The sequence below is a fragment of the Algoriphagus resistens genome, assembly GCF_001442615.1.
GTDB lineage: Bacteria > Bacteroidota > Bacteroidia > Cytophagales > Cyclobacteriaceae > Algoriphagus > Algoriphagus resistens.
In genome coordinates this window covers 87,328-101,011 of the sequence record NZ_LMXN01000012.1, presented here as the reverse complement: position 1 = coordinate 101,011, position 13,684 = coordinate 87,328, and the positions used below count along the sequence as shown (strand labels likewise).

Here is a 13,684-nt window from a genome sequence, read left to right as displayed (position 1 = left end):
GAGGCTTGCTCTAAATATTCCTGAATGGTTGCTACTTATCCAGAAGCCGGAATTTTTAATTCATTTACCCTTCTTGTCAAACAGCTCTACAGTATAATCCAGCAGTTCTGTCCCTCCAATATTACCATGACCAGGGATCACGATTTGCGCTTCGGAGAATGCTGATTTTACTTTTAAGACTGAAGTAGACCATTCAGCTACATTGGCATCTTCGAGGTTTCCATTACCAGCGCCCAGCGCCTTGATCATACATCCACCAAAGATGACTTTGTCGGAAGGGACATAGGCCACAAAATTGTCATCAGTATGCCCTTCACCGAAGAATTGGTTGGTGACTTTAAGATCACCAGCTTTAAGGGTCAATTTCTTTTTAAATCCATTTTCAGGAACTGGAAAACCAGCGGCTTTTGCCAACTCATTGGTTTTGGAGGATGCATACGATGGTATTCCCTTGGCATGAAATTCATTTAATCCGCCCAGACAATCCAGGTGAAAGTGTGTGGCAACGACTCCTTTGACCTTGGCTTTTTGAACATTTTCTAGCCAATTGATTAATTCTAGGCTTGCTTCATCATTTGTAGGTGTGTCAAAGACCAATGCTTCTCCTTCATTGATAACGATCATTCCATTGCATGCCACTTTCCCGAAGTCATTGGTATTAATGTAGCTGATATGAAGAAGTGTATTGGGACTTATTTGCTTGATTTGAAGAGTTTCGGACTGATAAATAAATTCCTTTTGCTGACCTAAAACGATATTGACCTGAAATAAAGCAAGTAGGAATGCGAAGTATGCGATGGCTTTCATAGAAAATTATTGTGGGGTTTGTGGTGATGAATCAGGATTTTTCTTACACAAAATCCCCGCCTATTTTCATAAAACGGGGATTTATAAACTAACTTAGGAAGCTTTTGTGATTTACTTCCTTAGTGTTTCCAAATAACTCACCAGATCCACCAACTCCGTTTCCGAGAGTGGGAATCTAGGCATAAGTGATTCTTCCAATTGTGTGACACTTTCTACGTCCACCAACTTATATATTTTCTGTTCACTGCTGCCCACCTGCTTCACTACCAGGTCATTTTCAGTTTTAGAGTTTACAATGCAGGTGAATTCGGAGCCATCTTTTAATTTGACCAACTGGGTTTCATATCCAAAACCCATTCCTTCGGATGGATTAATGATGGAATTGAACAGCCCTTCTTTGGAGAGTTTGTCTCCGATTTCAGTAAGCGCAGGGCCAAAATCAATGCCTTTGTCTTCTATTCTATGGCAGGCCAGACAATAGTTATCGGCTATAAGAATCCCTTTTTCCACATCGCCCTTCTGAGCGAGAAGTTTTGGAAGGTCTATTTCCGAATTAGAAGCATCGCTGCCGAATTTTTCATTTGCCTGTGCACGGATATTTCCATTCCAGGAAGAAAGAAGAATTTTCTGCACAATTGGCAGTACATCAGCAGGAATTTTATCTGCTTTGGCTAGTTCCCAAAGATAAGGCTCTGAATTGTATCCCTTTGCTGCTTCCGCTGCCGCAGTTCTTAGCTCCGAGGGCTTCGTTTCATCCAAATAAATTTCTGAAAGTGCTTTAGCCATTTCTTCATTGTCAATGGTGCCAAATTTCTCAATAGAGTTGATTGCACTACCCTGATCAGAGTCAGCAAAAGAATTTTTTATGTCTGACATGCCATAAAGGGACGCATAAATATTGGCCGCCATCTGCGAATGCTGTCCGCTTTCTGATTGGTAAACCAATTTTTCCAATCTGGCTTTTTGATCTGTCAATTTATATTTGCTGACGATGTCCATAAAGTCTCTATCATCTGCAATGCTTCCTGCAGTCTCTTTTGCAAGCGCAAGAATCTCACGGTCTGGGGATGCCTGCTCAAAGTTTATCTGTCTCAAAATAATGAGTTGGTCTTCTTCAGGAGCGTTGGCCAAAAGCGATTTTAATGTTGCATTTTTGGCTTCGGGAGATTGGAAGTCCAATGCCCGGTAATAGGCCTGGTTATCTCTGCCTGGTTGTGTGAGGATGATTTTGCCAAGCAATTCCGCAGAATTGGAGGCGCGGGATCTCCAGACTATATCTTTGGCTTCCTGGTTTTCCAGCCATCCTGACCCACTAGCCTCTAGGTATTTTGGTAAATAATCATCCCAGAACCCTTCCGCAGCAATGCCCAATGCCTCTAAATACCAACGGTCACCACTCTGATATCCTTCTACCAGTTTCAGCCACACCTCTGGATTAGAAGTATATCTGATCGCCAGTGCCACTTCCCTTCTTACCTGAACCGATTCATCCCCTGCCATTTCCAACAGGAATGATACATCGCTCATTTTGTTGCTTCTATAAGCACGGATTGCAGCCACACGGATGTTTTCATCCGAATCTGTCGCTGCAGTTTTTATGTAGTCATTTCCGTTTGGCAATTTGGAGAGCACCCAAAAAGCCCGTGCCCGCATTCTGCTTTCTCCTTCAGTAAAGAGTTTTTCCAAAGCATCTTTAGCCTCCCCGCCTTTTTCTACCAAAGCCATGAAAGCCTTAAAGTGCGTTGCCCTGTTTGGGTTTTGAAGCAGAGTGATCAATGAAGAAATGGAACTGTAATCTGGTTTTGTGACATTATAATCGACTCCGGTTGGTGCAACACGATAAATTCTTCCTTTTTCCAGATCTCCCATCGCATGCCCGCCAACCCCTGGATCGTACCAATCAGATACGAACAGTGATCCATCAGGAGCTACTGTTACATCGGATGGCCTAAACCAATTGTCCCGTGGATTTCCGTCCAGAATATTGATGATTTTAGCTTCAAAACCAGCCCCCTTTGGCGTTGTTGGATATGCTCTGACGATATTGGGCCCAGCATCGGCGTGAATCAGCTGATTATGATATTCCTCAGGAAGTAATTTGCCTTCATAAACCAAAATCCCGGTAGGAGAGCCAGCATAAGTTTGAAGGAGATTCGGTACTACTCCCGGATCATTCAAATGCCAGTGTTGATGATAAACAGAATCTTCCATATTGATTCTTCTTGCCCGCCAGTCTGCGCCTGTGAATTCGTCCTTGAAGCCATAGTTACCGTAATCCATCACGTAGTTGATTCTGGTGCTTCGATTGCCGTCGTCGTCATTGTCAGATTGCCACATTCTACCATAGCTGTCAGTCGCTAATTCATAATTGTTTCTAAAGTTCCAGCCAAGAACTTCCACATCCGATCCGTCAGGATTCATTCGGAATACCATTCCTTCCCGATAAGGAGGAGTTTGGTTGTTAACAGGTCTGCCTAGGGGGTCTAAAATCGGAGAACCATCAGCATGATGAATTCCTTTTCCTTCATTTCCATAGTTGAAATAAAGCTTCCCGTCGGGGCCAAAAGTAAAGGCGTGCATCCCATGGTCATGCTGCTCGCCGCCTACTCCTTCAAATAGGATCTCCTTTTTTTCAGGAATATCATCCCCATCCGCATCGGTGAAAACATACACGTAAGGGCTGACAGACACATACACTTTGTCTCCAAAAACCGCAATACCCAATGCTGCATTAATGTCAGTTCCCTGATAAAAGACCTTGGATTCATCGGCTACACCATCTCCATCAGTATCTTCCAAAATCAGGATTCTGTCACCTTCTGCCCTGGTCGAATTGCGTGGGTTTAGCGCGGTTCTATAATTATATGCCTCAGCGATCCACACACGGCCCCGATCATCGATGTCCATATTTGTTGGGTTTGACATCATGGGTTCCGAGGCAAACAGCGTAAGTTCTAATCGGTCATCGGCCACAATGATGCCGTTCACAGCATGCTCAGGGCTTCTTTTCTGCTCATCGCTGAGTTTGGAATATTCTTCGTCTGAAAGTTGAACAGGTTTTTTTTCACAGGAAAAAAATAAAAATCCCAGAAGGCTGAGAATTGTAAATTTCTTAATCATAGGAGGAAAGGTTAATAGGGTTTGAAAATTTGGAATTCAAATTAAGGAAAAGTAACGAATTGTGAGAGGAATTAAGGTCTGATTATATTTTGAGGGATTAGTTGTGGGGCCTAAAATTAGAATATAAGGTTTCTAAGAGTCCTGGCATATATTTTTTCTAAGACCATACGTATTCTTTCTTCCTAGAATCTTATTTTTATCGGATGACTAATTCACAAAAAAGCATAGTTACCTTATTTTTCTTCCTTTATGCCGGTTTTTCATGGGGGCAGGAAATCAGATGGTATAAAGAAAGTCCGGAAATGATGCAAGCTCTGGAAGGAAGGGGATGGGATGATATAGGATTTAATCGTCTACCTCCAGCTGCTGAAGCTGTAGTAAGAACACCAGTCTGGAATTTATCACGACGAACAGCGGGATTGATGCTAAGATTTGCTTCAGACAGTCCGGAAGTTCACGTATCGTATTCTCCTACTGGAAACCTGGAGATGCCTCATATGCCAGCTACAGGGGTTTCTGGTGTTGATTTGTATACCAGGGACAGTGTAGGAAATTGGCTTTGGATTAGAGGGAGTTATAAGTTTGGGGAGAAAGTGAGCTATAAATTTCAGTTGGATAATACCTCTGCTGAGCAAAAAGAGTTCTATCTGTTTTTACCACTTTATAATGGGGTAGACAGTCTTGAAATTGGAGTGCCTGAAAACAAGAGCTTTGCATTTACAGCAAAAAGGCCTGAAAAACCGATCTTGGTTTATGGAACTTCGATCGCACAAGGTGCCTGTGCATCGCGTGCGGGTATGGCATGGACGAATATTCTGGCAAGAGAAATGAACATGCCAATGATTAATCTGGGTTTTTCCGGAAATGGGAGAATGGAGCCGGAAATGATTGACTTGATTTCTCAGATTGATCCGGCGGTTTTTGTGTTGGATTGCCTTCCAAATCTAGGGCCTGGGGCTGGATTTAGCGCTGATCAGATAAAGGATAAGCTTATTTTTGCCGTGAAAACTATTCGTAACAAGTATCCTGATACTCCGATTTTGTTGACCGAGCATGCAGGGTATTCCGACGGATTGGTATATGAACCCAGAGCAGAAATTTATCAGGATTTGAATGCTTGGCTCCAAGAGAGTTTTGCTAAGCTAAAAGAGGATGGCGTTAATGGGGTTTATACATTGACCAAGGATGAAATCGGGTTGGGTACAGATGATTTTGTAGACGGTACCCATCCTAGTGATTTGGGTATGGAAAAATATGCTGACGCCTATGCGAACAAGCTGAAGGAAGTTTTAGAAAACCCAAGACGATAAAACGATTGATTTTCTAGTTTACCATGAGATTTTGTTCCATGACATTGGAGAACATGAAGGATGAGGAGTTTGATGCACTTTATCCCATGAAAATCAGGATGCTGTCCGGCACTCATTGGACCCCCGTGGATATTGCAAAGAAAGCGATAGCGTTTTTAGACCGGGAAGGGGGAAGTGCAGTATTAGATCTAGGGTCTGGAGCAGGAAAATTCTGTCTGGTGGCCGCGGTAAATTCTAAAGCCATAATCACAGGTGTGGAGCAACGGGAGAACCTAGTCCAAGTCTCCAGAAAGTTGGCAGTTAAATACCAACTTCATCAAGTGGACTTTATTCATGGGGATCTGAAAAACCTTGATTTCACTGCCTTTGATGCCTTTTATTTTTTTAATGCTTTTGAGGAGAATATTGACCTCAGGGATAAGTTGGACAAAGATAATAGCATCGATTTCGAACAATATCATACCTATATCAAGCTTCTTCGGGAGAAATTGACGGGGGTCAAGTCTGGCACCAGAATAGTGACTTATTGCGGTGATGCTGCGGAGATTCCAGAAAATTACCTGTTGGTAAAATCCAGCAATAAGGGAAAGCTGAAGTTTTGGGAGAAAAAGGATTAAAGCAAAAAAAAGCAGCCCGAAGGCTGCTTTTAAATTTTAGTGAGCTGCGACTGCCGCAGGAGCTTTACCTCTTTGCCAGAAGAAAAGGACAAGAAATGCAACAATCAGAATAATAGGGAAAGTCATCATTGTGGATAGTGTGGCTTGGCCAGCGGCCAAATCTAACTCCGCACCGGTAAGACCGAGGGCTTTTTGTTCTGCAATATCGCTATCGATCCAGCTCCCAATAAAAGGTTGGAAAATTGACGTTGAAAACATTCCTACACCACCAATAATTGACATGCCTAATGCGCCACTTTTTGGTATTTTAGCTGCCACAAAACCAAGCATAGTTGGCCAGAAATAAGCCACTCCCATGGCAAAGAAGATGGCCGCAACATAAACCATTGCCCCGGTCTGGGTACTGAATAAATATATGCCTATGGCTGAAATTATAGCACCTGCAAGCAGAACCCCTGTTTGACCGAGTGCTTTGGTGACTGGGCCACCAAAAAACCTCAAGAAAGCCATTAATCCCGTAGTGAGCGCAAGGATTAACATAGGTTTAGCCCCTGAGCTTTCCAAGACCAATCCGGTCCATTTCTGAGGGCCAAATTCTGTGATGGCGGTAAGGGCCATACAACAAAAAATAAAGAAGAATAATAAAGAAAACATTGCTTTAAAGTTAGCAGATAGGGAGCTTGCTTGTTCTACACTAGCTTTAGGGAAAGTTTTTCCTTTAAACAAATAAACATAAACTAGGGCAGGAATTGGAATCAGCCAAAATTGGCTCTGCCAAGAAAAACCAAGACTTGACATTAATTCTGAAAGAAGGGCTCCGACAAAAATCCCACCGGGAAACCACATGTGGAATCTGTTGAGCATCTTATTCATTTTCTCTCCAGTATACATGTCAGCGATCATTGGGTTGCAAGCCGCCTCAGTACATCCGCATCCAATGCCCATAAGTAGATTGGAGGCAAGAAGAATAATATAACTTGAATCAGATACAAAGTAAATTGCAAATAAGGTCATTGCGGCACCTAGAAAGTGAGCCAAGAATGCTATTTGCATGATTTTCTTAGGTCCAATCGAATGATAGATTAGTCCCCCAATTATCATGGCGATCGGGAAGCCAAAGAACCATAGGGAATTTAGATATCCTAGTTTTTCAGCGGTGTAGCCTAGGTCATCGCCGAGTTGTTTTAAGGTTCCGGCACTTATACTAAAGGAAAATGCAGTGGTAATGAGGGCAAAACAACTTGCGTTGAAGAGTGCCGATTTGTTGATGGTTTGAGTCATATGGATAGGTTTTTGAATTTTGGGTTGTGAATGAATGATTGTAAAGGTGGAAAAATAGGAAAAATATCGCATTCCACTTTCCCGCTAGTAAAAAATGTTCTTCCCAAATATCCGTTTATTCCAATACCAAGAAGGATCCTGTGACCTTTTCTTCTAGGCCGTAGGCAGGATTCTTTAAAATCAGAACTATGGCATAGGTTCCCTGTGGGACTCGTTTTCCATCAACGGTCCCGTCCCAGTTAAGTATCGGGGTATGGAAGCTTATTTCAGTTTCCACATCTTGGTGAATTAATTCTCCATTGGAGTTGATTATATACAATTCGGCTTCTGAGATGCCTTCACTGACTGTTATCCTAAAATCCCGCTCTGGGTCACCTAATATCATAGCATTAGGGAATACATAATCTATATCGCAAACGTCATAGACTCGGAACTCTTCTTCATATATACAGCCTTCTACGGTGAGAACTGTTAATTCATAGTTGCCAGTCTGGGTGGGGCGAAAGGTGGAGTCGGTACCTACCACTACATCTCCGGTAAGATAACGCCAGGTATACGTCTCGTATTCGCCTGGATCAATGGATGGTAGTCCGTCCCCCTTTGAACAAAACGGATAGGAATCGTCAAGATCTGGCCTGGGGGTAAGTGTACGCTCTTCAATTTGACGATTGACCCGTGCGATTTCACAGCGGTCACCAGACTGTTTGTCGCGATAGAGTATAGCTTCGTAAATCCCTATCCGTTCATCCGAAATTTCATATAGATCTGCTCCTTCCCCCAGTTCTACTGCACTACCATCTTCCATAAAGAGGATCCACTCGACCCAGGTTACTTGATCCGCATTTTGCGAAACCTCTAGATTTATGATAAATAACTCACACTCCTCTTCGTAACTGAGCTCAGCAGGAACGCTTAGAACCGGTAGATTATAAGGGATTTCTAAGGGCGCGATGAGGCAGGATGCTGTTGCTTTAGGCTGCACAGTGAGCTGATAAACTTCCCCAAACGCCGTTGGGCGAAATTCCTGGGACCGTCCAACGATTTCCCCAGAACCGTTATACCATCGGAATATCGCATCTTCAACAGCAAGGTTTTGCATTACCGCTCCCCATATTTGATCTCCTAAGCAGTTCTCTGCTATGATTTCATAGTCAAACGCGACTTCATAATCTAGCTTGTCCACGGTGAATTCCCGAATTACGGGACAGTAGTCCCCATCAGGATCTACAGGTGCAATATATAAGCTATATTGGCCTTCTTCTTCCAATAAAAATGATTCTCCTGTGCTGGCCGTGACCTTTGTCCCGTCGGGCTGTGTCAATTCAAAATTCAGACTTAGACCAGTTTGCAAGGAAAGTTCATAAGTGTCACATATTTCGATTACTTCAGGTAAAGAGAAAGGAACATCCCTTCTCCTGTCTATCCTAAACGTCTCTATAAGAGGATGGCACTCATCGTTTTCGTACTCAAAGTCAAAAAAGTAAATTCCCCCAGGAAGATCTTCTGTTATGAAATTCCCATTTGTCAAGGTGCCATACGTAGAAATTCCGCTGTTGCCAGACAGAATACGGTAGTCTCCGGTCACATTGCCGTTGGGAAAAGTGATTTCTACTCTTCCCAAATTGATACCGTTCAGAACGCATTCTTCTTTGAACGCCTCAATTTCGGTTTCGTCAGGAGCGGCCGATAGATTGAGCGCATGGAAAAAATTCCCGCCGCATTCAATGTTTGCCGCCTCAATTGTATATACTCCTGCCTCAAGGTCAGGGATGGTTATTTGTGCACCTGCGGATTGAGGGCCTAGGTCCAGATTTAATTCTGCAACTCTTAACGATATCAGGTCTTTTACTACAGTAATTTTAAAGGAACCATCATTTGCTCCACAGACTGAAGGCTGCACAAGATCAACTGTTTCTAGTTTAGGCCCTTCTTTTTGTCTTACAGTGGTGATTCTTTCTGAAGGGCAGGAAGAATTTTGATCATTGGCTATAAAACCTATTTCAAACATCCCTGGCTCTGTAAACTGGCTGCTGCCTAAAGTAATCGCATAGCTGCTGCCCAGGCTGATTTTGTCGGAATCTCCCTGCTTTCTATACCACCATTCTCCGTTGATGGGCGTATCCAGTCCTATTTTCACCGATTCCCCTTCACAGACTTCATCCTTGTCCTGCACAAATTGAAAATCTACCGGAGGACCAACATAGGTGGCAGAGGTGGACACACAGGCTGAACTTGAGACCGTTGGGCTGAGTTTGACAAAATAATATCCTTCTTCAGTCGGGGTAAGCTCATTTCCTGCCGCACCCACACCTTGATGCACAATGGTTAAAAATTCCTCGTCTCTGGCCCAGGTAATTTCATACTTGCCAAGATCTGGATCCGAAGGGTCCATAACCTGAAGAGTTGGAATATCTTCCCCACATAGAAGGTAATCGGGCCTGAGCACTATAGCCGGGCCTGGATTTACCTCTATGGTAATGCTGGTAGTATTGGGACTGGCACTCGGAGTGGAACGCTCCTCTAAAATCAGTTGATAAGTGCCGGTGACCGTATATCTGATCTGAACAGTACCCACGCTGCTGGCTCCGCCTTTGGCAATAGTGGAAGTATTCCCATCAGGATCTTCTAAACGCCATGTATATTCACCGGAAGAAGCATCTGCGATGCTGTAATCTCCTGTGGCTACCCCTAACACGAGGCATAGCTCAGTAGGGCCAGTTATACCCAGGGCTACATTTGTCAAATAGGGGATTTCGGGCTTATTTGGCTTTTTTACTTCTTTTCCCAGCAAAATTAGCGGAGGCAAAATTAGTAAAAGCCAAACCAAAATCATCCCAATCTTCCGTATAGAAAATTGGTCTTTGGGCTTCAATGGAATCAGATTAGGGTGTATGCAAAGATAGAAATACTTGTCAGCAATATGTTAGGATTACCCCCATGAATCAAAAAATGTTCCAATCCGTTATAGTTTTTTCACAACACTTGTCATTCTATAATTACAATGGAGCCAAATTCAGATTTGGAGATGTTCTTTTCATAGTTTTTATAATTGATCCGCACAGCATAAGTTCCGTTCGGAATAACTTTCCCATTAAAAGTGCCATCCCATGTACAGGTATGTTCTTCTGAGATAAGATTAGTTTGTGCGCATTGGAAGATCACTTGTCCCCATTTGTTTACTATAACCAAGTCCAGCTCATCAATAAGATAATTTGTGTACAGCAGAAATTCTTTATCTGGATTTCCAGGTTGCACTGCATTAGGGTATATGACTTTTAGTTCACATTCTTCTTCTGTAGTGAAACCTGTTTGATAGGCGCAACCTTCTTGGCTATAGACAATGAGGTTATACTCACCTACAAAAAGAGGTTTGTAAATAGCACTTGTGGAAACTAATTCTCCTGCAAAGTACCACTCATAGTTGGCGAAGCTTCCCGGGTTGATTGTTGGGGCTATTTCATACTTTGGGCAAATCTGGTAACTTTCTTCCACTTCAGGCCGGACGGTATCCGTACTCCTTAGGATTAAGGCTTTGTCAAATCCTAATAGACAAGGTACTTGATTGAAAACCCTGACTTCATATATCCCTTCATTGATTGCTAAGATTTCTTCTTTGTTGCGTTCTCCGGTCAGCTCAGCTTGCTCACCTCCCGGAGATGTGTACCACCACTCTATTGAGGTGACTGAGCTAAAGTCAGCTTCCGCCCGTATGGAAGCTGACGGCGACTCGGGACATAAGGGATCTGCCTTTAGAATCACATCGATAGCTAGTACCGGTGGTAAAACTTCAAAGGATATGGGGAGAATATGGCAGGGGATAACACCCGAAGGCTGTACCTCTAAGGTATAAACCCCGGGGCTGTTTATTGTTAAGAATTCACCGTTCCCTACTTCATTACCGTCTTTATCCCTCCAAATTATGTTCACCTGCTCAATTGTGTAATTGATAAGGACTGCCTGGTAAACTTTAGTTCCATCACAAAATTCCTCAAACAAAACTGGTTGAAAATCGACTGCATCGGCTAAGTTGACTCTGATTTCCTTCTGCTCTGGACAAAAGGGAGTAGGATTATTGCTGTCAAAGGCCAAGAATGTATAAACGCCTTCCTCGTCTAATGTGAAAGGTTGACCAGAAGGTTTTTCAATGACTTCGCCAGACGGAGTTGTAAGGAAGAATTCCAGAGCTTGGCTAGTCTCAGGGATAAGTTCATGGAAATCACAGATGGTCAGTTCTTCTGGGATTTCAAATGCTACTTTGTCAGGTGTCAAGTCCAGCTGAAAAGTGATCCTTCCAAGTTCACAATTTTTATCTATTGCCGGGATAATGCTGTAGGCGGAAGCTTCGTATGTCCCACCGATTCGAGTCCTGATCGTAAGTTGATTGTTGAATTCTGCAAGTTCCTCAATTGTCCCTTCTTCATCGAATCTTCTCCATCTGATGTCTGTCACCGCTTCAGGGGAAGTGGTGGTTAGCTCTACAATAGCTTCAGGGCCAAACTCACACAGTTTAGTGGAAGTTATGGAAGCATCTACAAATAATACAGGCTTCTCAACTGTAAATTCCTTTGGGGAAATAGGGCAGCTTTCACTGTCTTTTGGCTGTACTTCCAAAGAAAAAGTACCTATTGAAGTAGGAGAGAGGAAAAGACTTTGTCCAGTTCCTATTGTATCTCCAGCTGCATTCCTCCAATAAAAATCCGCTAAGTTAGGATCAAACCCATAGATCTCAGCCTTAAATACCCGATTGCCAATCACGCAGTCTTCACTCGTAAGAATTGGATCAAATGGAATTGGATCCGTGGTGTGTACGATCAGCTTAAGTTCTGACGGACAAACTTCACTTTGATTGGGTATTATACCGAGTAAACTATATTCCCCTTCTTGGGTTATGGTGAAAGGTTCCCCGGAATTTTTGGTGATGTTATTGCCTGAAGGATCTGTTAAAGTGAGCAGGAGGTTTTCAGTTGTCTCAGGAATCAGGTCGTAAGACTCACAAATAGTTAGTTCTTTTGGTATGCTAAAGAGTGTTTGGGGTTTGGCGGGGATTTCAATAAATTCCCTAGTTGGAAGTTTACAGCTGTCCGGGTCTAATATTTCGAAAAAATATTTCCCCCCACCCAGTTCTATCTTAAAAGGATTCACTGTAGGTAAAGCTTCTTTTACTACCACATCCCCTTTTTCAGTCAACACCCTAAAAGAGCCATCTGTTGGACCATTTTGTAAATTGACATCGAACGAGCCATTGATTTTGCCGTTGCTGGTACAGGTTTCTGAGGTAATATTTTCGATCGCAAAATCCAGAATCGTCGGAGCGATATCTAGTGGCACTACGGCGCCAAACCTATTTTGGCAGCCATCCAGATATGAAAACAAGGTGTATCCTCCTGATTCTAGATTAGTGATTGATATGGTTTCCCCAGCTAGAAAAGGACCATAAGAAGTGTCTACTCCACTTACGATTAGCTGATCTAGATTGGTTTCGGCTTTTAGTTCCAACCCTCCATCTGTATTAAAGCATCCACTTGCAGCCAAGGTTGATACAAGTGAAATAAGAGGTTCTTGGTTGTATGTGAAGCTAGTGGTGGCTTTGGGACTGCATAACGGGTTTTCAATATTTTCGATTATAACCTCAAGCTTATATTCTCCAAAGGCTACTAATTCCTCAATAGGAGTTAAGGTCAGTTCATTTGAAATGCTTACCAATTTGGCCTCCGTCTCGCCGGGAGAGGTAAGATACCATTGGCCCATAGTATTAGGATCAGTTTGAAAAGTAATGGTCCCATCTCTGCAAACTGAGTTGGCGCTCTGTAGTATCTCTATGGAGTCAAGAACTTCCACAGTCGTATTTAATTTATTTTGGCAGATAGGATTTGAATTTTCATCTGGGGTATAAAAAGTCACTGCGTAATCACCGGGAATAGTTACGCTTAACGTGTTTGAGGTTCCCACTATTTCCCCCATTTCATTAGTCCATTCAAATAGGTAGCTTGAGAAATTAGCACTTGATGGTGAGATAGCTTGTAGGTCTATCGGTTGGCCCGCGCAGATTTTATAATTAGCCGCGAGTGATAAAAGTGGCCCTTTTATGACCTCTACCATCTTTTCGAGGTTGGCAATCAGCTTTCCGCCACGGCTTACCTCGAGTTTCACTTTGTGAGAGCCCAATAATTCGAATGTATATTCAATGGTTTGAAAAGCCCCCGGGGGTCTGGTAAATAACACTTCTCCGTCAGGTGCTACTATTGTCCATCTATATACATCGGTAGCAGCATCCCCTCCTCCGGAAAAATTACCAATGACACTTCCGAAAATATTACATAACCTATCTGGACCTATCAACTCGGCGTCATCCAACGATGACTGCAGGCTAACTGTTTTAAAGTTGTCTTGGTGAATATGCTCCAACGATGCATCAGCAACAAAAATCACCATTAATGAGCATATGGCTACTGCTACAGCTTTTAGAGATACCTGGGCCAAACTAGGGGGGATAAACTTTTATTTATTGACCCTAAGTTACAATTTTATATAGGTGAAAAAAGAGTTGTT

The 13,684-nt window shown here is 42.8% G+C and carries 7 protein-coding genes; 2 read left to right on the top strand and 5 right to left on the bottom strand.

All coding sequences use genetic code 11. The features are described from left to right. Positions 1-60 precede the first annotated feature (60 nt). Both bla and AS141_RS18900 read right to left on the bottom strand, forming a co-directional pair. Positions 61-807 (bottom strand): subclass B1 metallo-beta-lactamase, encoded by a 747-nt coding sequence (gene bla, locus AS141_RS18905; RefSeq protein ID WP_057939263.1) that lies wholly within the window; start codon positions 805-807, stop codon positions 61-63. 111 nt (positions 808-918) lie between these two features. After that, positions 919-3,927: a PVC-type heme-binding CxxCH protein gene (locus tag AS141_RS18900; protein WP_232424964.1), complete on the bottom strand. Its 3,009-nt coding sequence runs from the start codon at positions 3,925-3,927 to the stop codon at positions 919-921. 203 nt (positions 3,928-4,130) lie between these two features. Here AS141_RS18900 and AS141_RS18895 point away from each other — a divergent pair, with 203 nt between their 5' ends. Both AS141_RS18895 and AS141_RS18890 read left to right on the top strand, forming a co-directional pair. Beyond that, positions 4,131-5,237 (top strand): SGNH/GDSL hydrolase family protein, encoded by a 1,107-nt coding sequence (locus tag AS141_RS18895; RefSeq protein ID WP_057939262.1) that lies wholly within the window; start codon positions 4,131-4,133, stop codon positions 5,235-5,237. Positions 5,238-5,275: 38 nt separating this feature from the next. Then, positions 5,276-5,854 carry a class I SAM-dependent methyltransferase gene (locus AS141_RS18890; RefSeq protein ID WP_057939261.1) on the top strand — a complete coding sequence of 193 codons (579 nt, stop codon included), beginning with the start codon at positions 5,276-5,278 and terminating at the stop codon, positions 5,852-5,854. Between the two features lie 36 nt (positions 5,855-5,890). Here the strand turns inward: AS141_RS18890 and AS141_RS18885 are convergent, their stop codons facing one another. The 3 genes from AS141_RS18885 to AS141_RS18875 all read right to left on the bottom strand — a co-directional run bounded on the left by AS141_RS18885 (position 5,891) and on the right by AS141_RS18875 (position 13,615). Further along, entirely contained in the window at positions 5,891-7,135 is a 1,245-nt protein-coding gene (locus tag AS141_RS18885) for an MFS transporter (protein ID WP_057939374.1), read from the bottom strand. Between the two features lie 115 nt (positions 7,136-7,250). Further along, entirely contained in the window at positions 7,251-9,941 is a 2,691-nt protein-coding gene (locus tag AS141_RS18880) for a hypothetical protein (protein ID WP_198293586.1), read from the bottom strand. Between the two features lie 179 nt (positions 9,942-10,120). Beyond that, positions 10,121-13,615: a gliding motility-associated C-terminal domain-containing protein gene (locus tag AS141_RS18875; RefSeq protein ID WP_057939259.1), complete on the bottom strand. Its 3,495-nt coding sequence runs from the start codon at positions 13,613-13,615 to the stop codon at positions 10,121-10,123. Positions 13,616-13,684: the final 69 nt, after the last annotated feature.